The sequence below is a fragment of the Gardnerella bretellae genome (assembly GCF_048545135.1).
GTDB lineage: Bacteria > Actinomycetota > Actinomycetes > Actinomycetales > Bifidobacteriaceae > Bifidobacterium > Bifidobacterium greenwoodii.
On sequence record NZ_JBKQXU010000002.1, the window covers coordinates 292,719 to 316,170 of the forward strand.

General features: G+C 44.1%; 18 protein-coding genes and 1 tRNA gene. 14 read left to right on the forward strand and 5 right to left on the reverse strand.

Annotated elements, in window-relative coordinates; translation table 11 throughout:
* Positions 1-762: ATPase (locus tag ACJV7B_RS02620; protein ID WP_419388901.1), on the reverse strand; the 762-nt coding region annotated here is incomplete at its 3' end.
* A gap of 209 nt (positions 763-971) precedes the next feature.
* A tRNA-Asn gene (locus tag ACJV7B_RS02625) sits at positions 972-1,047 on the reverse strand.
* Between the two features lie 203 nt (positions 1,048-1,250).
* On the opposite strand from ACJV7B_RS02625, the gene ACJV7B_RS02630 reads away from it, so the two are divergent.
* Together ACJV7B_RS02630 and ACJV7B_RS02635 are read left to right on the forward strand one after the other, a co-directional pair.
* On the forward strand, positions 1,251-1,865 hold the full coding sequence (locus ACJV7B_RS02630) for a M23 family metallopeptidase (RefSeq protein ID WP_004127056.1): 615 nt from the start codon (positions 1,251-1,253) through the stop codon (positions 1,863-1,865).
* A 133-nt stretch (positions 1,866-1,998) separates the two neighbouring features.
* Positions 1,999-3,810 carry an AMP-dependent synthetase/ligase gene (locus ACJV7B_RS02635; RefSeq protein WP_419388902.1) on the forward strand — a complete coding sequence of 604 codons (1,812 nt, stop codon included), beginning with the start codon at positions 1,999-2,001 and terminating at the stop codon, positions 3,808-3,810.
* An 8-nt stretch (positions 3,811-3,818) separates the two neighbouring features.
* On the opposite strand, the gene ACJV7B_RS02640 is transcribed toward ACJV7B_RS02635, so the two are convergent.
* The 3 genes from ACJV7B_RS02640 to ACJV7B_RS02650 form a co-directional block, all read right to left on the reverse strand.
* Positions 3,819-5,633, reverse strand: coding sequence for a substrate-binding domain-containing protein (locus ACJV7B_RS02640; protein WP_419388903.1), 1,815 nt, complete (start codon positions 5,631-5,633; stop codon positions 3,819-3,821).
* 65 nt (positions 5,634-5,698) lie between these two features.
* The gene (locus ACJV7B_RS02645; protein ID WP_004127062.1) at positions 5,699-6,505 is read right to left on the reverse strand and encodes a fructosamine kinase family protein; all 807 of its coding nucleotides are present in this window, start codon (positions 6,503-6,505) and stop codon (positions 5,699-5,701) included.
* A gap of 104 nt (positions 6,506-6,609) precedes the next feature.
* Complete coding sequence (locus ACJV7B_RS02650; RefSeq protein WP_004127064.1) at positions 6,610-7,065, reverse strand: hypothetical protein; 456 nt, start codon at positions 7,063-7,065, stop codon at positions 6,610-6,612.
* A gap of 240 nt (positions 7,066-7,305) precedes the next feature.
* On the opposite strand from ACJV7B_RS02650, the gene leuS reads away from it, so the two are divergent.
* The 12 genes from leuS to metF all read left to right on the forward strand — a co-directional run bounded on the left by leuS (position 7,306) and on the right by metF (position 23,348).
* Entirely contained in the window at positions 7,306-10,290 is a 2,985-nt protein-coding gene (gene leuS, locus ACJV7B_RS02655) for a leucine--tRNA ligase (protein WP_419388904.1), read from the forward strand.
* A gap of 712 nt (positions 10,291-11,002) precedes the next feature.
* On the forward strand, positions 11,003-11,761 hold the full coding sequence (locus tag ACJV7B_RS02660; RefSeq protein WP_419388905.1) for a ComEA family DNA-binding protein: 759 nt from the start codon (positions 11,003-11,005) through the stop codon (positions 11,759-11,761).
* Between the two features lie 7 nt (positions 11,762-11,768).
* Positions 11,769-13,451, forward strand: coding sequence for a ComEC/Rec2 family competence protein (locus tag ACJV7B_RS02665; protein WP_419388906.1), 1,683 nt, complete (start codon positions 11,769-11,771; stop codon positions 13,449-13,451).
* A gap of 68 nt (positions 13,452-13,519) precedes the next feature.
* A complete protein-coding gene (gene holA / locus ACJV7B_RS02670) occupies positions 13,520-14,518 on the forward strand; it encodes a DNA polymerase III subunit delta (RefSeq protein WP_004137454.1) in 999 nt (332 codons plus the stop codon).
* Positions 14,519-14,616: 98 nt separating this feature from the next.
* Positions 14,617-15,189: a tRNA (adenosine(37)-N6)-threonylcarbamoyltransferase complex ATPase subunit type 1 TsaE gene (tsaE, locus tag ACJV7B_RS02675; RefSeq protein ID WP_419388907.1), complete on the forward strand. Its 573-nt coding sequence runs from the start codon at positions 14,617-14,619 to the stop codon at positions 15,187-15,189.
* A 113-nt stretch (positions 15,190-15,302) separates the two neighbouring features.
* Positions 15,303-16,130: a tRNA (adenosine(37)-N6)-threonylcarbamoyltransferase complex dimerization subunit type 1 TsaB gene (gene tsaB, locus ACJV7B_RS02680; protein ID WP_419388908.1), complete on the forward strand. Its 828-nt coding sequence runs from the start codon at positions 15,303-15,305 to the stop codon at positions 16,128-16,130.
* 25 nt (positions 16,131-16,155) lie between these two features.
* A complete protein-coding gene (gene rimI, locus ACJV7B_RS02685; protein WP_419388909.1) occupies positions 16,156-16,704 on the forward strand; it encodes a ribosomal protein S18-alanine N-acetyltransferase in 549 nt (182 codons plus the stop codon).
* Between the two features lies 1 nt (position 16,705).
* Positions 16,706-17,749 (forward strand): tRNA (adenosine(37)-N6)-threonylcarbamoyltransferase complex transferase subunit TsaD, encoded by a 1,044-nt coding sequence (gene tsaD, locus ACJV7B_RS02690; RefSeq protein WP_004106430.1) that lies wholly within the window; start codon positions 16,706-16,708, stop codon positions 17,747-17,749.
* Between the two features lie 87 nt (positions 17,750-17,836).
* Positions 17,837-18,973 (forward strand): tRNA (adenine-N1)-methyltransferase, encoded by a 1,137-nt coding sequence (locus ACJV7B_RS02695; protein WP_419388910.1) that lies wholly within the window; start codon positions 17,837-17,839, stop codon positions 18,971-18,973.
* 9 nt (positions 18,974-18,982) lie between these two features.
* Complete coding sequence (locus ACJV7B_RS02700; protein ID WP_004127113.1) at positions 18,983-19,540, forward strand: SixA phosphatase family protein; 558 nt, start codon at positions 18,983-18,985, stop codon at positions 19,538-19,540.
* A 607-nt stretch (positions 19,541-20,147) separates the two neighbouring features.
* Complete coding sequence (metE, locus tag ACJV7B_RS02705; RefSeq protein WP_419388911.1) at positions 20,148-22,490, forward strand: 5-methyltetrahydropteroyltriglutamate--homocysteine S-methyltransferase; 2,343 nt, start codon at positions 20,148-20,150, stop codon at positions 22,488-22,490.
* Between the two features lie 3 nt (positions 22,491-22,493).
* Positions 22,494-23,348 carry a methylenetetrahydrofolate reductase [NAD(P)H] gene (gene metF, locus ACJV7B_RS02710; RefSeq protein WP_419388912.1) on the forward strand — a complete coding sequence of 285 codons (855 nt, stop codon included), beginning with the start codon at positions 22,494-22,496 and terminating at the stop codon, positions 23,346-23,348.
* The last annotated feature ends 104 nt before the right edge of the window (positions 23,349-23,452 follow it).

The window sequence follows — 23,452 nt, forward strand, 5'->3', positions numbered from 1 at the left end:
GTTGGTTGTAGGTGGGTTGGTTGTAGGTGGGTTAGTTGCAGGTGGGTTAGTTTTCTTGCAGTTTTCGTCGCCTGGCTTGCATTCTTTCTGTGGTTCCTTGCAGTTCTCGTCGCCTGGCTTGCATTTTGGCTGTGGTTTCTTGCAGTTCTTGTCGCCTTCTTTGCATTCTGGCTTTTTAGTGTCTTTCTTCTTGTTGTTATTCTGAGGCGCTGGCTTCGTCTTTTGAGGAATAACGTTCGCACGCCTAATCACATTGCTGGTTGTTCGCTGTATTTCCTTCTTTTCTTCCTTCTTTTCTTCTTTCTTATCTTTGTCTTCAGCTTTTGTGTCAGCGCTATTTAGTAATTCAACAGCTAAAGCTCTAATTTCTTTTGCTTTAACCGCATACCATTCAGAAGCTGCCAAAGCCTCAGCGCTTTGGCTTCCAAGCTCTTCTGGAGAGTTTGCTGTGCAGCTTACAACTTCAGGAGTTGTCTCTTTTATTATTTTCGCAAGCTTCTTGCCATTTTCAGACTTATCTTCCGAAAGCTTAATAAGAATTCTGTTTTTAACTAAAGTGTCCCACGTTTTCTTAGCTTTCATAACTTGGGCAACTTTAACTTCGCACTGTTTACGTGCAGCCTTTGTGCGCTCAGTTTGTTTTACATACCAAAATGCGCCAAGCGCGCTAAGAGCTAATGCAAGTACAACAATACCTACAATAAGTATGATTAGCTTCTTCTTTTTGCCTTTATCGGCACTTTCGGAGGTGTGTTGAATCATTGTTTTCCTCTGTTTGTTAATGATTGCCCAATGCGTATCTTCTGATGACACATTTGTATCTATTTTACGACAAAGCTTTTAAGTTAGCCACTTTGTTAGGCGTATATCTTGTTGATATTTGAGGGTGTTGCCTTAAGCCTAATTAGCAATTCGCGGGGTATTCTCGTGTTTTTAAAAACAAAAAAGCCACTGGACTTCCAGTGGCTTGATGGCTCCTGCGGCTGGGCTTGAACCAGCGACCATTCGATTAACAGTCGAACGCTCTGCCAACTGAGCTACGCAGGAATATTTTGTGCAGGCTTACTGCCGCGCACAAGACATTTATATTACACGGAATTTTTGAAGATGCAAATATGGCGTGTTTTGGCGTGTCGAAATAGTGATTATAAGCATATGTTTTATCCACAATGCGCTAAAAGCTTATGATTTTGGCAAATTAGCTGCAAAACTTTTATAAAAGTCGCTTTATAAATATTTATGGGGGATATATGTGTATTCGCAAAAATTATGAATTATATTGCCGAATAGCTGCCTGCTTGGGGATTTTTATAATCTCAGTTATTTTATTAGATACGCTGTTTTCGCAATACGAAATGCAGCAAAATAATCCTGCTAAATACTACGCTTCTAAATCTTTAGGCGTATGCTGTAAAAGCTGCGCTCTTGCTAAAAGTTTTTATAGTGAAGAAACATGCAAATCTGCTATGAAGTGGCCGGTAAAGCCTCCTCGTATTGTAAAAGCTTTTAATCCGCCGCCTAAGCCTTGGATGGCTGGGCATCGCGGTGTGGATTTAGCAGCTTCAAAAGGAACTCCTCTTTATGCTCCTGCAGATGGTGTTATTAGTTTTGTTGGTAAAGTTGCGCGAAAGTCTGTTGTAACAATTAGGCATGGTGAGCTTACTTCTACTTTTGAGCCTGCGGTAACAAATCTTACTGTTGGAGTGTTTGTAAAGCAGGGGCAAAAATTTGCTCATGTTGAAGGTGGGTCGGATCATTGCGCAAATCGCTGCGTGCAATGGGGTCTAAAACGAAAGAATCGTACTTACGTAAACCCTGCAAGTATGACTGCTCGCAAAAAAATCGTTCTTAAGCCAGTCAACTAAATAGCATAATTAATATTCATATTTGTAGAAAACTGAACAAAATCTGCGTCAATCTTGTAGATATTGCCATAGTGTGAGGGTGTGAACAGCGTATAGTAAAGATTAATATCGATTATGCAACACAGGAGCGCATATGCAAGAATATTCTCGTCCACTTGATGAAGCTATTGATACAGATGTTAATATTTTTTCTCTGCTAGAAGATCGAGTTTCTCGCTGCGCGAATGATTCGTTAATTGAGTATGTTGATTCTTTAGGTTCGTGGAAGTCTTATTCTGCTAAAGAATTTCGAGATATGGTAGTTGCTGTTGCTAAAGGTTTTATTGCGCGCGGAGTTATGCCGGGGGATTCTATTTCGATTATTGCGCATACCTCATGGCAGTGGACGGTTCTTGACATGGCTATTATGTCTATTGGCGCTTTAACCGTGCCAATTTATGAAACTAGCTCATCTATTCAAATACAGCATATTGTTGAGGATTCTAAAGTTTGCTCAATATTCGTTGAGTCTGCCGATATGCTTCCAAAAATAGAAGCTGTTAAGGATGATTGCTCTACTCTTCACGACGTTTATGTTATAAACCGTGGAGCGATTGATGCTTTTATTGAGTACGGTAAAACTGTAACTGATTCGGAGTTTTACGAGCGAGTTCACGCGGTTTGCGGAAGTGATTTAGCAACAATTGTCTACACTTCCGGTTCAACAGGCGAGCCTAAAGGAATTGAGCTTACGCATAGTAATTTTGCTTTTATTGCAAAGTCAGGCGTTGTTTCTATGCCAGATATTGCATTAAAAGATAATCCTCGCTTAATGCTGTTTTTGCCTCTTGCTCACGTGTTCGCAAGATTTATGCAATTCTTCTGCTTTGCTGGAAACGTTACTCTTGGTTTAACGAGCAATTTGAAAACAGTTTTGTCTGATTTTCAAACGTTTAAGCCGACTTTTATTCTTGGCGTTCCTCGTATTTTTGAAAAAATCTATAACGCTGCTTCGCAAAAAGCCGGCAGGGGAGTTAAAGGTTTTGTTTTTGCTTATGCGGCAAAAGTTGCGCGTCAATGGTCTTATTCTCAGCAGTCTAAAGCGATGGTTCCGCCTATGCTTGCTTTAAGCCACGCATTATGCAAAAAATTAGTTTATAAGCCACTTTTGCAAGTCTTTGGCGGTTCTGTTTCGTACGCTATTTCCGGAGGCGCTCCTCTCGATATGTCTATTGCGCACTTCTTTAACGGCATCGGTTTGCCTTTGCTTGAAGGTTACGGAATGACTGAAACTTGTGCTCCGGCTATGGTGAATCCTACAACCGGATACCGTATTGGAACTGTTGGTTTGCCGGTAAAAGGCGTGTCTGTTGCAATTGCGGATGATGGTGAGCTGTGTATTAAAAGTCCAGCAGTATGCAAAGGGTATCATAATAATCCGGAGCTTACTCGTCAACAAATTGTAAACGGCTGGCTGCATACGGGTGACTTTGGTTCTTTAGATGATGACGGTTTTGTGCGGATTACCGGCAGAAAGAAAGATCTTATTATTACGGCTGGCGGAAAGAATTTATCTCCAAACGCGTTAGAAGCTTCGTTAATGTCTTCTCCAATTGTTTCTCAAGCGGTTGTTATTGGAGACAGAAAGCCATTTGTTGCGGCGCTTATTGCGCTTGATTTGTCGGAAGTAAATTCTTGGCTTGCTTCCAGAGGAGCGTGCAAAGTGCGCTCGCTTAAAGAAGCGTCAGTAAACGGAATTGTACGTGCAGAAGTTGAGCGTGCCGTCACTAAAGCTAATTTGCTTGTTTCTAGAGCGGAGTCTATTCGTAAGTTTGAAATAGTGCCGGACGCTTTTACGCAAGATAATGGTCTGCTTACGCCAAGCTTAAAAGCTAAACGTCAGGCAGTTGTTGAGCGCTACCACGAGCTTATTGAGCGCGTTATTTACGCTCCTCGAAAGCACTAAGCGTAACTTTACAATCCTGCATCAGCTAGGGAAATGTAGCCCGGGTCTATTAGGCGAGCCTTCAAATTCGTTGCACTAACTGCTATCAGCTGTTCATAAACAGTTGGAACCGTAATTCCAGGCTCAATTGTCGATTGTTTTGTTGCAATCTTTGTAGAAAGATTTCCGGTGCTATTTAACGAATCGCACATTTCTGTAATATCTTTACTAATCTGTGCCTGATGCTCAATAGTTGTCATCCACTGCTTGCCGCTTACAATATTTGGCATAATATTCTTGTATGCTCCGTAGCCGGTTATTGCAGGCCATTTTTTTGCGTTAGCAGCATCGTTAGCATCTTCGGACTGTTCCTTGCTAATTTGCGCGTCTTTTGCGTTCTTATTGGAGCTGTTTTTAGGAGAAGGAACAGGGCGCTTAATAAGATTTCTTTTACCAATGAAGTTTCCAATAACATTCGGCAAAGTAAACGAAGGATTTATGTCTGCAGCGCTTCCTTCGTAGCCTAAATCGCTTAAAGTTTGCGAAGCTTGCAAAGCAACTTGATCGTCAAGAGCAATAATGCCATCAACATGCATTGGTGAAGGAGTTAGAAGATTATCGTTTTTAGTAATACGATTCTTCAACTCAGTTTTTACAGCATCCGAATTATCTGCGTCAAAAGCAACGTTAATCCAGTCTTTTTCGCTACTATTTGCATGCAATTTTCCGGAAGTGCTAAGCAGAGTGCCAGAAGCGAAATATGGTCTAAGTACTTTCCACATTCCCGCAAAAGCTTCTTTTGCAAACTCGTCTTCTAACTGTGTTGAGGAGCTGGTATCTGCATTATCTTTTGAACTATTTTCGCCACTATTTTGAGATTCTTGATTATTATTTGAGGAAGAATTTTGGTTTTCACTGTTAGAATCTGCATTATTTGAGTCAGAATCGTTTGAACCGTTTGAATCGTTTGAGTTTTGACCGTTTGTGCCACTATTAGTTTTTGCGTGCAAATTTATATTTTTCTGATTGTGGCATGGCAAAAGAACTTCAATATAGCGCGGATTTTCGCGAGTAGCACGGTCGAGAGCAAGTTTTTGAACTAATGTTTCTGCTTGAGTTTCGCCAATGCTACTAGCGTCAGAAAGGTGGAAAAGAACATCTGGCTTAAATCCTGGAATTGAACGCGAAAGCATAACTACGTGCATTCCAGATTTTTGAGCAAGTCGAAGAGATGAGGCTAAACGCTTTTGAGAAAGAAGAATATTTTTGTCTGTGTCTTCAGAATCGTTTTTGCCTGCTAAAAGACCCTGATTATTTTTTGTGTCTTCTGTTTTGTTTGATGTAGGTAAAGTTGCGTAATCCCCATAATTATTATTGCCATTTTTATTAGTCCATGGAGCAATAACAATAGTGGTTTTACTCAGCTTCTTCTTAATTTTTTCGTTTGAATTGCCAGTATTTTGCTTATTTTTATTGTTATGATTTTCCGAATGCAATGATGTTAGCAAATTCACAACATAATCCTGCACGTCTTGACTCTGCTGCGAAAGACTAGAAGAAGTTTTTGTAGTAATAGAATCATCGTTAAAACCCTTATTTTTTAAGTCTTTAACGATTTCTGGAACAAGATGATCCCATGTGCTTAGTGGCTTGTGTCTTGTTAAAGCTAAACCATCTGAAGGGGTGAAAATAACAACATTTCCGCGATACGTTTGCTGCACGTTTTTAGGACTGGAAGAAGTTTTAGAAGTAGTGCCGCATGCACTAACAACAAATAGTGTTGAAACTAGTGCTGTTAGCACAACTATAATTCTTTTCCAAGTGCTTACACGCAAACGAATCATACTAATGGCCTTTCGTAATTTTTACGATTAAGTCTTTAAATGTTTTATTTGTTCACTGCTGAAAGTCAGCTATTTAATAATCTTCTGCACATTTCTCGATACTCGCTTACGTATCCGCCGCCAAAGAATACGCAGTGGCCTGCAATAGGGTAGAGCTGCCAAATAATCATGCGCTGCTCAAAACCTGCCTTAAGTGGATGTACAGACTGGTATCCGTCCAAAATCTGCTTAAAATAGCTGATTCCAAACAGGTGAAGCATAGCTAAATCTTCTTCGCGGTGCCCGCCGTGGGCTGCAGGATCAATCAGCACAGCCTCAGTATGCTCTCCATCCTCGCTTTTAGTCCACAAAACGTTTCCACTCCACAAGTCGCCGTGAACGCGCGCAGGCTTATCTTCCGCAGTCTTTCCTAATAAATCAGGCAGCGCATCAATAACTTCGTTCGTAAGAGCCAAATCGCTTTTAGTAAGCTCTCCGCGAGCAATCCCAAGCTCAACCATAGGACGCAAACGCCCATCCGCAAGGTAGTCAATAACGTTATTCCACTCGCCAGTTGGCATATTAACAGGGTCGCTTAAAGGCCCAAAATAGCATGTTCCATCATAATCTGCAGGAGCTTGACCAAAATATTTCGCACCATAGTCGTGCATGTGTGCAAGAGCTGCACCGAACTCAAAAGCAGCTAAAGGAGTTGGGGAAGCAGTGTCAATTCGCTCAATATTAAGGTAGTCGTTTCCCCAATCAAACACTTTTGCAACTCTAGGGCCGCCAAACTTATGGGCTTCTTGCAACCATTGCAAACCCTTGCCTTCGCATTCAAAAAAACGCTCAGGTGCGTATAATCTGCTTTTTTTATACACATTATTGTCCATAGCAGCCTTCTTAACGTACTAGCATATACAGCTTATGCATATACGGCTTATCGTTACACACTTAATAAATATTTTACGAATAAACTAAATTATTCCCAATCTCACTATTTTACTGAAGTATTAGCACAATCAGACAAGCTGTGTTTAAATGCAGGGCAGAATGTTTTTGCAAACTGATAGCCAAAAAGCAATCCTGCTAAAAATAGTGCAGAACCCAAACCGGTGTAAAACACTGCAATAAACTGTTCGGGAGCTATGTTGGTTGCGCGCAAAACAATTCCAAAAGTCATCATAAAAGCCATGATTATAAAAGATTTAACGTCAAAGAATTTGAGGAAAAATTGTTTTTCTTTGTATGCGAGGATTCTTTGAGTATGCTTTTTAACGAGTTTTCCAAAAATCAGGAATTGGAATATTGCAAAAACAACTAGTGACAAAGCGTAATTCAGCGGTTGCAAATAATTCTGGTAAGCTAACAAGCCAATCTTAAGAATATTAAAACCAGCAGCGCCCCAAACTAAGCAAGCAATAAGTAGTAACGTATTTTTTTGTACTTTCAATTCACAACCTCTTTAATATTTATAGTTTTATTGAATTTTACCTAATTTTCTAATATTTATTCGTTTAAAAAGTTTATTTACTATTGTAATGATTTATTTTGCAAAATAAGCATAAAATCTTAATTTTGTGCGCGTATTAGGAAAACTTACGTTAAAACTACATATTTTCTCAATAAAATATCAATAAAACTTGTAAAAAGTGTTGCATAATGACTGCATAAGACGCTATAGTCCTAGGGTATGAACGACAACGATCAACAGTATGCAACAGCTGACAATAAAGCTACTATTGCTGAGCCAGCTTTTCGTTACAACGCGCAGCTCGCACAAGATATTGAGCAGCGCTGGCAAAAAACCTGGGACGAGCAGGGCACGTTCTGGGCTGCTAATGTTAAGGGCAATTTGAAGGATGGCGAAGGCAGGAATGCTGACGGTCGTCCTTCTTTCTTTGCAATGGACATGTTCCCGTATCCTTCCGGTAAAGGCTTGCACGTTGGGCATCCTCTTGGATACTTGGCAACGGATGTTGTAAGCCGCTACCATCGCATGAAGGGTGAGAATGTTCTTCACGCAATGGGTTACGACGCTTTTGGTTTGCCGGCTGAACAGTATGCTGTGCAAACTGGTCAGCATCCGCGCATTACTACCGAGGCAAATATTGCCAATATGCGCAGGCAGCTGCATCGCATGGGCTTGAGCTTTGATGATCGTAGGTCTTTTGCAACGATTGACACGAATTATGTGCGTTGGACGCAATGGATTTTCTCCAAGCTTTATGACGCTTGGTACGACCCTGATTTTGTTCGCAAAGACGGCGGAAAGGGTTCTGCTCGACCAATTTGCGAACTTGTTGACGAGTTTAAGAGCGGTAAGCGTGAAATTCCTGGTTTTGCAGGCAAAAAGTGGGAAGAGCTTAACAAGGTAGAGCAAGCGGATGTGTTGAACGACTTCCGTATTGCTTATATTTCTAAGTCTCCTGTGAACTGGTGCCCAGGTTTGGGAACTGTGCTTGCAAACGAGGAAGTTACTGCAGAAGGTAAGTCTGAGCGCGGAAACTTCCCAGTATTCCAGCGCAATCTTCGTCAATGGTCCATGCGAATTACAGCTTACGGACACCGTTTGGTAGAAGATTTGAACACTATTGATTGGCCAGAAAAAGTTAAGCTTATGCAGCGAAACTGGATAGGCGAATCTCACGGTGCTTCCGTGCACTTTGAAGTGCCATGTGCAGACGGCGAAACGCGCGATTTGGAAGTGTACACTACTCGTCCAGACACGCTTTTTGGCACAACATTTGCGGTTGTTTCCGTAGATCACCCAATTCTTGAGCATGTTCCAGAAGCGTGGGAGGCTAGCGTTCCAGAAAGCTGGAAGGGCGGCTACGCAAGTCTTAAAGAAGGCTTGGCAGAGTATCAAGCTCAAGCTCGCGCAAAAACTGCAAAAGATCGCACGGAAGACGCGGGCGCTAAAACCGGCTTGTTTACTGGTCTTTACGCAATCAATCCTGTAACTGGAGCAAAACTTCCGCTCTTTACTGCAGACTACGTGCTTATGGATTACGGCACGGGAGCAATTATGGCAGTTCCTGGCGGAGACCAGCGCGACTACGATTTTGCAAAAGCCTTCGGTTTGCCAGTAATTTACACTGTTGAGCCTTTGCCTGATTCCGAAGAAAAGTTGGCAGATTACGAAGGTAAAGCTCCATTCGTGTCACACGACGGAATTGTTATCAACTCTTCTGTAGAGCATACGCACAAGCTTGGTGACGCTTTGTCTATTAACGGTTTGCGCGTGGATGAAGCTATTAAAAAGGTGACGACGTGGCTTGAAGCTGCAGGCGTAGGAAAAGGTAGGGTTTCTTACCGACTTCGCGACTGGCTGTTCTCTCGCCAGCGCTACTGGGGTGAGCCATTCCCAATCGTTTACGACGAGGATGGTGTAGCTCACCTAGTGCCAGATAGTGAGCTTCCGATTGCATTGCCGGACGTTCCAGACTATCAGCCAAAAACTTACGCTCCAGACGACGCAAATTCGGAGCCTGAAGCACCTTTGAGCCGAAACGATGATTGGGTAAAAGTTCAGCTCGACCTTGGCGACGGCGTAAAAACCTACTATCGTGACACCAACACTATGCCAAACTGGGCTGGTTCCTGCTGGTACTACATGCGCTACTTGGATCCAAACGACGCTGAGCACATGGTTGACAGCGACGAATACGACTACTGGATGGGAACGAACCGTCCAGGCAAAGAGCATGTTTCTGGCGGCGTTGACCTTTACGTTGGTGGCGTAGAGCACGCAGTTTTGCACTTGCTTTACTCCAGGTTCTGGCATAAAGCGCTTTACGACTTGGGTTATGTGGATTCTGCTGAGCCATTCCACCGCCTGTTTAACCAGGGTATGATTCAAGCTTACGCATACACGGATGAGCGCGGACAGTACGTTCCTGCCGACGAGGTTGAAGAAGGCGCTTCAAACGGCGCTGGTGAACCAACGTTTACATGGCATGGCGAAAGTGTGAACCGTGAGTTCGGTAAAATGGGCAAGAGCTTGAAGAATATTGTGACCCCGGACTACATGTACGAAAACTACGGTGCAGATACGTTCCGCCTGTACGAAATGAGCATGGGTCCGCTTTCTGAGTCTCGCCCTTGGAACACGCGTAACGTTGTTGGTGGAATGCGCTTCCTTCAGCGCTTGTGGCGTAACGTAGTAAACGAAGAAACCGGAGCTTGTGTTGTAACAGACGACGCTTTGGACGATAAAACGCTGAAGCTTCTTAACAATACAATTGCAGAAGTGACTGTGGAAATGGAAGCAATGCGTCCAAATACTGCAATCGCTAAGCTGATTGTGTTGAACAACCACTTGACTTCGCTTCCTCACGTGCCACGAGCAGCTGTTGAGCCACTAATTCTTATGCTGGCTCCAATTGCGCCGCATATTTGCGAAGAAATGTGGAGCAAGCTTGGGCATGATAAGTCTATTGCTCACGCAGATTGGCCTGTTGTGGATTCTCGCTACGTTGGTGAGGATACTGTTACTGCCGTTGTGCAAATCAAGGGCAAGGTTCGAGCAAAGCTTGAAGTTGATCCAAATATTGACGCTTCTGAGCTTGAAAAGCTCGCTTTGGAAGCTGTAGCTGATCGCTTGGGTGGTAAGGCTCCGCGCAAGGTGATTGTTAAGGCTCCGAAGATTGTGTCTATTGTGCCTGACGAGAGGTAAGATTCGGCTTAATTAATGCTGTATTGCGCGACGGCCTGCTTTCGCGCTTTACAGCATTTTTTGTTATTCTTGGGTTTCGTCTATGAGTTTTGTAACTGATTTAGTTTTTTGGTTTTGACGAGGCTGGAAAATTTGTGTTTGCGTGCGTCCCGTCCTTCGTCGCCTTAACTGTTAAAGCATTCTATTGTGTTCGCCTATCGTTTAACAATGTTGCTTCCTCAGTCCTCTTTTAGCACTGAACACAATTTTTCCAGCCTCTCAACACGCTAACCGTCAACACAAAACTCATAGACTCGTGCAGAAAGTTACGTAAAGTGCGTGGTTTACTAAGTGCAACTAAAGTCACACAATTAAGCTGCGGGGTAGTTTGTGGTTTTTGTGTTTAGTGTGGTGTCAGCAGAGCTTTAATTTTAGTGTTCTTTGAACAGTAGAGAATGTTAAAGGTTTTAACCACAGGCGCGACGACCTGCTTTCGCGCTTAGAGCGTAGCGCGCGAAAGCAACTCGGAGCGGAAACTCGCTTAAGTTGGAAGTCCAGTGGACTTCCAACGCGAGTTTCGTAGCGAGCGCGCTTTGCGCGTAAGCGTTCCTTCGTGCTTTACAGCATTTTTTTTTCGATGTTAAAGGTTTTAACCACAGGCGCGTATTTTTCTTGCGCATACTTGCTATTTGTTCAATAGTATTAGCAAGAATTGCGTTAATTGGGGGATGTCATGGAATACTACGAGCCGGGGAGCAAGGTTCCTGAGCCTAAAACTTACTTGCCGCATAGGCGAATCGCTTCGTCTTTGTCTGAATTTTCTAACGACGCTTTTAGCGAAAATAATATCGAAAATAATATTAAAAATAACTTTAATTCTTTTAACTCCGCGCTAAAAAGCAACAAATCTTCCGCAAGCTTTCATATGAAACCTGTTCATACTTTGGCAATTATGTTTGTGCTGGTTGTTGCATTGTGTGCGAGTCTTACCATGCTTATTTCGCAGTCGTTAACGTATCAGCGCGTGCAAAATAGTAAGTCTGAATCATTGCAAAAAATAGAAGACAATGCGGATTATTCAAAGCATTCTTTTGACGATTTAGAAGATAGTAATTCTAAGAAAAATAACAAAAATGGTGAATCTGACTACGGTATCGAAAGTAGTGAAAGTGGCGAAAGTAGCGAAAGTGACGAAAGTATCGAAAGTAGCGAAAGCTCTGAAAACGGTCGAAACGGTCAAAGCAGAAGAAGTAGGAAAAGTAGAAAAAGCAAATCTGCTTCTAATAAGAGTGATACTTTTCGCATAAATATTAACACTGCAACAGTGGATCAACTGCAAAGCTTAAAAGGAATCGGACCAAAAACAGCTGCGCGCATTATTGCTCATAGAAAACGAGTTGGCGGTTTTAACAGTTTGGAAGATTTGCTGCAAATAAAGGGCATTGGTCCTAAAACTTTGAATAAATTCCGCGGAAATGTTGAAGTTAAATAGGTGAATTATGCGAGAAAAAGTAGAAAACGTTTCTGGAAGTCGAGATTTTAGAATGATTCCTGTTGCTACAGCTTACTGGGCTGGATGCCTAATAGGAAAATGGTTGAGCCAAATGCGAGTAATCCACGCAGGAATAGTTGCAATAATAGGATTTTCCTTCGCTTTTCTAGTAGCATTTTTTCTGCGTCGTAAATGCAATGATTGGAGCAGAACTATTCAAGCAGTAGCGTACGTTTCTTTAGCAGCATGCATGATTTCATACTTTGGTCAATGTGTGCTTTCAAAAGACGTTATTATGCAAGAAATACGTGCAGAAAACCTTACTAAAATTCATTATTCTAACTATAAATCTACTTTGAATACTCGTATTGCAGAGGCGGAAGTTAGAGTGTTGACTCCTTTTAGAGCGTCGAAAAGTTTTAATGGAGATTGTCAAGCTAATGTGCGCGTCTACAAATTTGCAAACACTCAAAGTTACGTTAATGCTAGGCTCTACGCATACAATCCAGTTTGTAGGAATATTAGTTACGGTATGCGTATTAGAGTGCCTGTTAGCTTAAAATCTTCGCGTTTTGACAATAAGCCTGAATTGCATGTGCAAAAAACGCAACAAAACGTGCAGATTATACAAGGCTCAAACTTTTGGCAAAACTCTGCTAGTAGCTTGTGGAAATCATTTTATGAAGTAACGAATAACCTTGATACTCAAGGAAGAATGTTGGTTCCGGGAGTAACTATTGGAATGTTGGGGCAAGAGTATGTGCCAACGGAAGCAACAAATTCGCTAAATCCAATAGACGCAACTTATTCAACTATGACTCGTCAGCATTTTCAGCATGCTGGAATTATGCACGTTATGGCTGTTTCAGGAGGCCACTTTTTGCTACTTAGCATGATTATTTACAGATGCTGCTCATATTTACTACTTCCGCGTTGGGCTACTTCTTCAATACAAATTGCGTTGCAGATTTCTTTAGCCGCAATAGTTTACCCTTCAGCATCTGTACTTAGGGCGCTGATTATGGGAATAATATCCGCGGTTGCGTGGTGCTGCAAGCGCCCATACCAGTCGGCAAGCGCGCTAAGTTGGACTGTTATTGGAGTGTTACTAGTAAACCCTTCGTACGCTTGGGACTATGCTTTTGCGCTTTCTTCTGCAGCAACTTTGGGAATTATTGTTATGGGAGTGCCAATGTCTAAAACATTTTCGCAATATGTGCCGCATTTTATCGCTTCGGCGCTCGCAATAACTTTGGCTGCACAATTGTGGACGATGCCAGTGCAAATTCTTATGCAGCCGGAAGTTTCTTTTATGTCTGTGCCGGCAAATCTAATAATTGCGCCTTTTATGGATTGGGCAACAGTATTCGGCTTAATTTCGCTTGTTTGCGCGAGTTTTAATGCTGGGGCATCGCTTGTTTTTGCGAGAGTTTCATCAATTGGAACAAGTTTTATGGAAAAGTGTGCGTATTGGTGTGATGAAGTATCTTTTGGCGTGTTTACTTGGATGAAGGGTGCTGCTGGAGCATGGATGATGGCATGTGCAGAAGTTGCGATATTTGCTGTTTTTATGCTTGTTTTTCGCAGTTTTAACAATCGTTATTGCGTTCAGCGCATAAGTATAATCGGACAATTATGGGCATCTTCTGCAAAGCGAACCATAAGTGAAGCCGCGCAAATCTTCGAGTAGTGCTAAGTACGCGCGCATATTCGAGAGGAATATTATGATGGTTAAAGTTAGTTTGTTTAAGGAGCATTATGGCAGCAAGTAATAATCGCGCACAACGTATTATGCCGGTGACTCTTGTAGTTGGCGGGGATGATTACTTAAACAATCTTAATGCTAGAACTTTGCGAGAAAAAATACAGAAGAATGCTCCGGATGCTGAAATTATTGAGCTTGACGCTTCATCCGCAGATAAGTACGCGTTTGACGAAGCTGTTGGTCCTTCGCTTTTTGGCGATGGCACAATTGTTATTATTAACGATTTGCAAAGTGCGGATGAGTCTTTAGTAGAAGCGATTGAAAAATTCTGCCAACAAGCGCAAAATAACGAAAATAATTTTGACGAATCTTCTTTAAGCTGGGTTATTGCTCGCCATGAAGGTGGTCTTAAAGGAAAATCTATTGTTACGCGTCTTACAAAAGCTGGTGCTCAAACAATCACAGTGCCGGATCTTAAAAAAGACGATGCAAAACTCAACTTTGTTATGAGCATATTTGATCGTCACAATCGAAGCGTTGAGCCGCAAGCTGCGCAACGACTTGTGGCGGTTTTGGGTGGAAAAACAGGCGAGCTTGCAGCATTGTGCTCGCAATTATGCTTCGACTATGACGATAATCCAATAACTCTTAATATTGTTGACCGCTATCTTATTGCAGATCCGCAAGTTACAGGCTTTTTCGTTGCAGACAAGGCTGTTACAGGTCACTTAGGCTCTGCGGTTCTTTCTGCAAGAACTGCAGTTGCGCAAGGAGTTGACCCTATAGCGTTAATCGGCGCTTTGGCTTCAAAAGTTCGTTTAATTGCGCTCGCAATGGCGGTCCGTAACGGCACAATTTCTAGTGCGGAAGCGAAAGCAAATCCGTGGGCGCTTAAAATGGCAATGCGTCAGCTTGCAGGCTGGAGTAGTGCTGGAGTTTCTAAAAGTTTACAAGCTTTAGCCTGGGCGGATGAGCAGTGCAAAGGCGGATCTAGCGATGCTAATTATGCGCTTGAAAAGTGCATTATGATAATTTCGTCTAAAGGAAATTAAAAAGCGTAAATTAGAAATCGTAAATTAGAAATCGTAAATTAGAAATCTTAAATTAAAAATCGTAAATTAAAAATATTGTGTGAAAGATTGTGTTAAGTATGAAAGAAGAAACGGTGTTAGAACAGCAAAAAGTTCGTACTGTGCCTACGGATACTAATATGCGCGAACTTGGTAAATCTGTGGCAAAACTGGTTAAAGAAGGAGACGTTTTGCTGCTTTCTGGTCCTCTTGGGGCTGGTAAAACAACGTTTGCTCAAGGTTTTGGCGCGGGTCTTTCAATTAGTGAGCCGATTGTGTCTCCAACTTTTACGATTGCGCGCGAATTGCACGGCACTTTTGCGGATGGTAAGCCGGCGACGCTAATTCACGTTGACGCTTACCGTTTGGGTGGTGAGAATTTCGCTCCGGGTCAAGATACTGTTTCGCGTTTGCTTGACGAGCTTGAATCTTTGGGTCTTGATGAAGCTTTAGAAGAGCCGGGAGATGGCACTGTTGTGCTTATGGAGTGGGGTGAGCAAATGGCTGGAGTGCTGGCAAGTGAGCGCTTAGAAGTTCATATTGCAAGGCCTATTGATTCTTCGCAAGTAGATGATTTTACTAGCGATGGCGAGCGAATAGTAACTTTGAAAGCTGTTGGCAAGGATTGGCTTAGTAGACTTGCAAAATTGTAATCAAGAAATACGCGGAAAATATAGCAGAAAATATTACAGTAAATATCGCAATAAATAAAGCAAGTTGTGGTAAGCGAGTAAGCTAGTCAGGTACATGACTTCGAGGAATAAACATGAGTAATGCGCTGATTATTGACACATCATTTGGTTCTACTGTTGGAATTGTGGGCAATGAGCCGATTGTTGAAACCGACTCTCGCACTCACGTGGAGCGTTTGCAAGTAAATATTGCGAAAGTTGTGGAAAATGCGGGGCTTAAGGCTTCGGATATTGATCGTGTGGTTGTGGGAGTAGGTCCTGCTCCTTTTACTGGTCTTCGCGCAGGATTAGTTGCTGCGAAAGCAATCGCGTTCGCCAATAATGCTGAAATTTTGGGGTGTGATAGTCTTCTTCCTCAAAGTTTGATGATGCGCTCTGGAGCGTTTGAAGAAGCGCGCAAAAATGGCGTTATTTGCAAGGATTTGCTGCTAAATATTCCGGATTCTGCTGATTCTTGCGATTCTAATATTCGCCACTTCGTACTTTCGCTAAACGATGCTCGTCGTCGTCAAGTGTACATGTCTTTGTATGACGATGAAGGAAATGCTTTAATCAATATGGATATTGACTATCCGCAAAATGTTGTGTCTCGCGTAAACGAGTATTTAGCAAGCGAAACTAACGAAAATTATTGCGTTGATGTGCTCGGCCATGGTGCTAAAAAGTATGTTGAAGATTGGCGAAATATTGCTCACGTTGGCGTTATTGCGGAAGTTTGCGCGCTTGATTTGGGTGTGCAAGGCTTGCAAATTTTCGAGCAGTGCTCTTTGGAATGTGCAAATAAAGACGAGCATGTAAAAGCTGTTGAACCGCTTTATTTGCGCCGTCCGGACGTGTCTGTGCCAAATCCGCTTAAGCATGTGCTGGGATCTGGCGAAGCGAATAAGGCAAAAGAAAAATAGAAGCGTTTTAACGATTTGAGTAATTATGATTGTCGATATAACGCATTCTAAATTTCCAGCAGTAGCCGAAGGTTGCAATATAGTGTCGAAATGCGATTTTACGTGCGATGAGTTAGCGCAAAAAATAGCGCCAATTGAAGCCGACTTGTTCGGCAAAGGCTCGTGGAACGAGAGCATGATTTCGCAGGAATTGCAAGCTCCTATGCGCGCGTATTATGCAGAAATTGACGAAAATACGCATACATTATGCGGGTATGCTGGCTACTGGTTTGACGGCGATGATGCGCAAATAATGACAATTGGCGTTGCCAAGCAATATCAACGAAAAGGCGTAGCCTCTAAGCTTTTATTAACCATGATTAAAACAGCAAAACAAATTGGTGCTAAACGAATGCTGCTGGAAGTGCGAGTTGACAATGTTCCTGCGCTCGCGCTGTATAATCGCTTTGGTTTTACGAAAATGGGTTTGCGAAAAAGATACTATCAGCCGGAAGGCGTGGATGCGTACACGATGTGCGCTGATTTAAGCGAAAATAACAAACTTTCTACAAAAAATAATGTAACAGAGGAATAAAATGAGCGAAGCAATCGTACTAGGAATTGAATCAACTTGCGACGAAACAGCCGCAGCTATTGTGCGCGGACGCACGCTGGTGTCAAATGTGGTGGCATCTTCAATGCAAGAGCATGCGCGCTACGGTGGCGTAATTCCAGAAATTGCTTCTCGCGCGCACGCTGAAGCTTTTGTACCGGTTGTTTCTAAAGCTTTAGCAGACGCAAACATGGATTTAAGCGATGTTGACGCGATTGCAGTAAGTGCAGGCCCTGGTTTAGCTGGCTGCTTAGCTGTGGGAGTTTCTGGAGCTAAAGCCTTGGCTTGGGCTGCAAATAAGCCAATTTATGGTATTAACCACGTAATCGGGCATATTGCAGTAACGCAGTTGCAATTTGGTGATGTGCCGGAAGATGTGCTTGCTTTAATTGTTTCCGGCGGTCACACTTCGCTTCTTCACGTGAACGATATTGCTAGAAGTATTGACGTTGTTGGCACAACTTTGGACGATGCTGCAGGCGAGTGCTTCGACAAAGTTGCGCGCCTTCTTGGATTCCCATACCCGGGTGGTCCTCATATTGATAGGCATGGAAGGCTTGGCAATCCGGATACTTTGAAAGTGCCGCAAGGCTTAACGCAAGGTCGTTCTGGCAAGGAGCATCCGTACGATTTCAGCTTCTCGGGCGTAAAAACTGCTGTTGCTCGTTGGGTGGAGGCACGTGAAGCTCAGGGTCTTGAAATTCCAGTTGACGACGTGTGCGCTTCTTTGGCGAATTCTGTGGCGGAAGTGCTTTCGCGCAAAGCTATGATGGGCTGTGAGCAGTACGGTTCTAAAACGCTTATGATTGGTGGCGGATTCTCCGCTAATTCGCAGCTTCGCGAGCATTTGTTGGCTTGTGGCAAAGAGCATGGAATTGAAGTGCGTTTGCCGGAGCTTAAGCTTTGCACGGATAACGGTGCAATGGTTGCAATGCTTGGCGTGAATTTGGTGGAAGCAGGAGTTCGTCCTTCCGCGCCTGATTTTGCAATCGATTCTGCTATGCCGCTTACAACGGTAAGTTTATAATAGTAGAAATAATAAAAGTTGCGCTAAAAAGTCGTGATAAAAATCGCGCTCTAAAAAGTCGTGCTCTAAAAATAAGTGAGGTGTTTTGTGCAGTCAGTTAATTCGCGTAGTGGAGTGTTGCGAGTAGGTGAAAAGATTCAATTCACCGATCGTAAAGGTAAGCGAATTACTGCACAACTTGTTTCAGGCGGTGTTACGCAAACTGAGCACGGTCTTATTTGTCACGATGACGTGATTGGTCAAAGCGAAGGCGTTGTAATTACTACTGTTAGTGCGAAGCGCGAATCTCAGCAAACTATTGTTGATCCGTCTAAATCGTCCAACAAACCTTGGAAAGCTGCTCGCGCTATTGGCGGCTGGGATTATGTTGCTATGCGACCGCGCATGGTTGACTACGTGCTTTCTATGCCTAGGGGTGCGCAAATTATGTATCCTAAAGATATTGCGCAAGTGATTGCTTTAGGAGATATTCGCTCCGGAATGCGCGTTTTGGAGTCGGGTGCTGGTTCTGGTGCTATGAGCTTAAGCCTTTTGGACGCAGTTGGGGAGTGCGGAAAGCTTACTACTATTGAGCTTCGCCCGGATTTTGCGCGCATTGCCGAGTCCAACGCAACTTTGTACTACGGTAAGCGCCCAGAATGGTGGAATTTACTTACTGGCGATTTTGATTCGGTTGCAAAAACTTTGGACGCGCACAGTGTGGATCGCATTATGCTAGACATGCTTGACCCTTGGAATCGCCTTGAACAAGCGCATCGCGTTATTGTGCCTGGAGGCGTGCTTGTTGCGTACGTGACGACTACGACGCAAATGTCTCGAATGGCTGAAGCTTTGCGAGAAAGCGGCGTGTGGACCGAGCCGGAAATTCAGGAAACTTTGGAGCGCACTTGGAAAGCGCAAGGTTTGGCGGTTCGTCCGGATCACGCGATGATTGGTCACACTGGATTTTTGATTGTTTCTCGCGCAATGGCTGAAGGTTTTAGTGCTTTGAAGAAGCGCGAGCACGGTACTAAAGATACTGTGAGCGATATTGACGATATGACAGCCGAAGAGCGCGCGGAGCAGTTGGAAGACTTGTCTTTGCGCGATATTTCGGATCGTAAATTGCGTAAAGTTTTGCGAGATTTAGACGTGCAGCTTTCGCAATTGCCGCAAGATTCGCAAGCTTTACAATCGCAAGTAACTGTGCAATCGCAAGAAATAGAGCATAGTCAAGCTAAGTAGGAGATTATTATGGCATCACCAATGAAAAAGCTTATGAAAAAAGCACATCATAGTAAGTACGTTTTGTTGCTGATGCGTCACGCTAAAGCTGAGGCGCCTGAAATGGGCGATGACTGGGGTCGTGGCCTTACAGATAAGGGCTTGAAGCAGGCGAAAATTATGGCAAAAGGCTTGGAGTCTTTGAAGCTTGTGCCGGATTATATTGTGTGTTCTAGCGCGAATCGCACTGAGCAAACTTTGAAGCGAATGTTGAAGCGTTTTGGTGATGCGCCTGTGGTTGAGTCGCGCAAAAGTCTTTACGATGGTGGTATGCAGTCGGTTATGGATGAGTTGCAGGCGGTTCGAGGCGATGTTCATACAACGATGATTGTTGGGCATGAGCCAACGATGTCTATGGCTGCGCAGTGGCTTTCTTCGCCGGATTCGGATCCGGATGTGCTTGGGGCGATGCGTTTGGGGCTTGCTAATGCGTCGATTGTGGTGCTTGCTTCCGATCGACCGTTTGCAACTTGCGGCTTGCGCGGCGCTACGGCCCTCGCAATCCTAACCCCCAAATCCTTCGCCTAACGTTGTATACGCTGATTCCTGTTGTTCAGGGAACACTATCATTAGCGCTGCTGCACACACTACACCAGGCACTCCTACCTACCGCGCACCTACCCGTAGCTTAATTTCGTGACTTTAGTGTACGAATGCCAGTGTGGTGAGATTTGAGATTTTTCGCACTGAGCGAGGCGAACGTCAGAGCCGAAGGCTGCTGATTCGTCGAGCGAAGAAGAAAAATCGAAAAATCTCTGCGATTGGCACGGTTATTAACGAATTAGCATGCAGAGTTTGGGGGATTTCTTTACGAGCACTAAAAGAGGACTGAGAAGCTACATTCTTTAAGAAAGGCGAACACACTAAACGTCTTTAACAGCCAGAGCGCCCGAAGGACGGGACGTGCGAGGAGAGAAATCCCCTAAAACTCGCGCCACGTTAATCAAGGCTGCGAGACAAGCAATTTCCATTGCTCACAACTGGTTAGTTCACACGAAATTAAGCATATAAATTAAGCTTATAACGACACCCCAAGTTCTTTAATGACCACAATCGCTCATTTCTTTGCTAGGCTAAAGCGAGTCGAAAGAAACAAATGTAAATGTGAGTCGAAAAGAAATTTTTTGGAGGACGTATGTCTACGGTTTTTACTTCGGTGTCGGGTTTTCCGCGAATTGGCGCTGATCGTGAATTGAAGAAGATTATTGAACGTTATTGGAAGCAGGATGCTTCTTTGGATGAAGTGCGTGAAGTTGCTCAGTCTTTGCGCGCTAAGCATTGGCGTTTGCAGGCGGAAGCCGGAATTGATTTAATCCCAAGTAACGATTTTAGCTACTATGATCAAATGCTTGATACGGCTATTTTGCTTGGCGCTGTGCCGGAGCGTTATCGTAAATTGAATTTTGAGCATGCTGAGGATACGCTTTTTGCTATTGCGCGCGGCTACCAGGGTGAGCGCGGCGATGTGACGGCGTTGCCGATGAAGAAGTGGTTTACTACGAACTACCATTATATTGTGCCGGAAGTTGAGAATCCGGAAGGCTTGCATTTGTCTGGAACTAAGCCTTTTGACGAGTTTTTGGAGGCTCGCGCGCAGGGTTTGGAAACGAAGCCTGTGTTGATTGGCCCGTACACTTTTTTGAAGTTGGCTCGTACGCCTGAAGCTCAGGAGTTGGAAGTAACTGAGTCTGTGATTTCGGCTCTGGCTTTTGCTTATGCGAGTATTGTTAAGCGTTTTGGCGAGCTTCACGCAACTTGGTTGCAATTTGATGAGCCTTATTTGGCTTTGGATAAAGAGGAAGGCGATTTGGAGCTTTTTGAAGCTTTGTATAAGCCTTTGCTTGATGCTAGGAGCGCGGAAGTTAAGATTCTTCTTAACACGTATTTTGGCAATATTGCTGACGCCTACGAAACTGTGAATAATCTTGGTTTTGACGGTGTTGGTGTTGATTTGGTGGAAGGCAAGGAAGAAAATCTTGCTGCCATTGAGCGCTATGGTGTGAATGATAAGACTACGCTTTTTGCAGGCGTTGTGAACGGCCGCAATATTTGGCGTAACGATTATGCTGTGAGCCTTGGGCTTATTGACGCTTTGCGTGAGAATGTTACGGATCGCGTGGCTGTTTCTTCTGCTTGCTCGCTTCTTCACGTGCCTTTTAGCACTGTTGGTGAGGATGCTTTGGGCGCGGACGTTTTGCAGCATTTTGCTTTTGCTGTTGAAAAGTTGCAGGAGATTCGCGATATTGCAAATCTTGCTGCAGAAAGTGACGAAAGCCGCAAATCAAGTAGTGTTTTGGCTAAAAATCAGGCTTTGTTTGACGGTTCGCGCGTTAAGGCTGATGCTTCTGTTGCTAATCGTCTTTCGAATCTTAAAGATTCTGATTTTGTGCGACTGCCGGAAAGGGCTGAGCGTCAGCGTTTGCAAAAGGAAGCGTTGGGCTTGCCGGATTTGCCAACGACTACTATTGGTTCCTTCCCGCAAACTAAGGATATTCGTAACTCTCGCGCTGCTCTTCGTAAGGGTGAGATTTCGCGCGAGGCTTACGACGAGTTTATGCGCGATCGCATTGCCAAGTGCATTGAGCATCAGGAGCAGATTGGCTTGGATGTGCTTGTTCACGGCGAGTTTGAGCGCAACGACATGGTTGAATATTTCGGCCAGCATTTGCGCGGCTTTAAGTTTACGAAGAACGCTTGGGTGCAGTCTTATGGTACGCGCTGCGTGAAGCCTCCAATCGTGTGGTCGGATGTTTCTCGCGAGTCTGCTATTACTGTTGAATGGAGCGCTTACGCTCAAAGCTGCACTAAGCATATTGTTAAGGGCATGCTTACTGGCCCTGTGACGATTCTTAACTGGTCTTGGCCTCGCGAGGATATTACTCACGAGCAGCAGACTCAGCAGTTGGCTCTTGCTATTCGCGATGAAGTGTTGGATTTGGAGCGCGCTGGTATTCGCGTGATTCAGATTGATGAGGCTGCTTTGCGCGAAAAGTTGCCGCTTCGTCGCTCTGATTGGCATAAGAAGTATTTGGATTGGGCGATTGCTGCTTTCCGCTTGGTTCATTCTGCAGTTGCTGCGACTACGCAAATTCACACGCATATGTGCTATTCGGAGTTTAATGACATTATTCGTGACATTGATGCTATGGATGCGGATGTGATTTCTTTTGAAGCTTCTCGCGGCGACTTGGTTGTGCTCGACGCTATTCACGACGCGCATTTTGAGACTGAGGCTGGCCCTGGCGTTTACGACATTCATTCTCCGCGCGTGCCTGGTAAGGCGGAGCTTGTGGAGCGTATTCACGAGATTTTGCGCAAGATGCCTGCCGAGAAGCTTTGGATTAACCCGGATTGCGGTCTTAAAACTCGAGGCGACGCTGAAACTTGGCCGAGCTTGGAGAATCTTGTTGCTGCAGCTAGCGAGGTTAGGGAAGAATTGCAAGATAACAAGCTAATCAATCAGCCGAGCAGGGGGTGAGTTGTGACTTATAAACCAAAGTTTTCGCTGGAAGTTTTTCCACCTAAGCGCACATCTCCTATTGGTACAATTTACGATACTTTAGATGGCTTGAAGGGTCTTGACCCGGATTTTATTTCTGTTACTTACGGCACTGGAAAGCTGCAGGATCGTACTGCTACTGCGCGTATTGCGCATACGATTCGCTCCGAATATGGCATTGATGCGGTTGCTCATTTAACAGCTCGCTACCTTGATTACGATGCTGTTGATGAAGCTTTGGAAATGTTTAGCAATGCTGGCGTTTCCGGCGTTTTAGCTTTGCGTGGCGACGTGATTGCAGGCCAGGAAGCGTCCGGCGTTTTTGAGCACGCTAGTGACTTAGTTTCTTACATTCGTTCCAAGCGCCCGGATTTGCCTATTCTTGGCGCTTGCTACCCGGAGAAGCATCCGGAAGCGGAAAGTTTGCAGGCGGATATTGAGAATCTTAAGCGCAAAGTTGACGCGGGTGTAACTCACTTAATTTCGAAACTTTTTTACGATAACGAGGATTTTTTGCGCTTCCGTGATTTAGCTCGTGCGGCCGGCATTAACGTGCCGATTGAGGCTGGCGTGATGCCTGTGGCGAATGCTTCGCAAGTGCAGCGCATGACAAGTCTTTGCTCTTCGCGCATTACTTCGCAAGTTTCCGCAATGATGGATCGCTGGGGTAGTAACGCTGAGTGCTTGCGCGATGCTGGTAGCATTTTTGCATCCCAGCAGATTAACGATTTAATTGCTGAAGGAGTGGATGGCATTCACTTGTATACCATGAATCATCCTGGTATTGCGCGCAGGATTTGGGCGAATGTGAAGCCGCTTTTTACGAAGATTGGGTAGGTGGCGCGACGACCTTCCTGAGCGCTTAAAGCGTAGCGCGCGAAGGCAACTCGGAGCGGAAACTCGCTTAAGTTGGAAGTCCAGTGGACTTCCAACGCGAGTTT